Here is a 602-nt window from a genome sequence, read left to right on the forward strand (position 1 = left end):
ACCACCCGGTCGCAGCTCTCGGCCACCACGCCCAGGTCGTGCGTGATCATCACCACGCCCATGCCCAGCTCCTTCTGCAGGCGGCGGATCAGCTCCAGGATCTGCGCCTGGATCGTCACGTCCAGCGCGGTCGTCGGCTCGTCGGCGATCAGCACTTCCGGATTGCAGGCCAGGGCCAGCGCGATCATCACGCGCTGGCGCATGCCGCCGGAGAGCTGGTGCGGGTACTCGTTCACGCGGCGCTCGGGCTCGGGGATCTGCACGATGCGCAGCATCTCGACCGCGCGCGCCATCGCCTCGGCGCGGCTGGCCTTCTGGTGCAGCTGCACCGTCTCGGCGATCTGGCGCCCGACGCTGAGCACCGGGTTCAGCGAGGTCATCGGCTCCTGGAAGATCATCGAGATGCGGTTGCCGCGGATCTGGCGCATCTCGCGCTCGCTCAGCGTGAGCAGGTCGGTGCCGCGCAGGCGCACCTGGCCGCGGATGCGCGCCGGCGGTGCGGGCAGCAGCCGCATGATCGACAGCGCGGTGACGCTCTTGCCGCAGCCGGACTCGCCGACCACGCCCAGCGTCTGGCCGGCGCGCACGGTGTAGCTGACGCC

Annotated in this window: 1 protein-coding gene; it reads right to left on the reverse strand. The window is 70.9% G+C overall.

The annotated features are described in order from the left end of the window. Nucleotides 1–602, reverse strand: a 602-nt coding sequence (locus AC07PZ_RS31605) for an ABC transporter ATP-binding protein (RefSeq protein WP_495299140.1), incomplete at both ends; no start/stop codon positions are given.

It is taken from the genome of Variovorax sp. GW821-FHT10B04, from assembly GCF_059415645.1.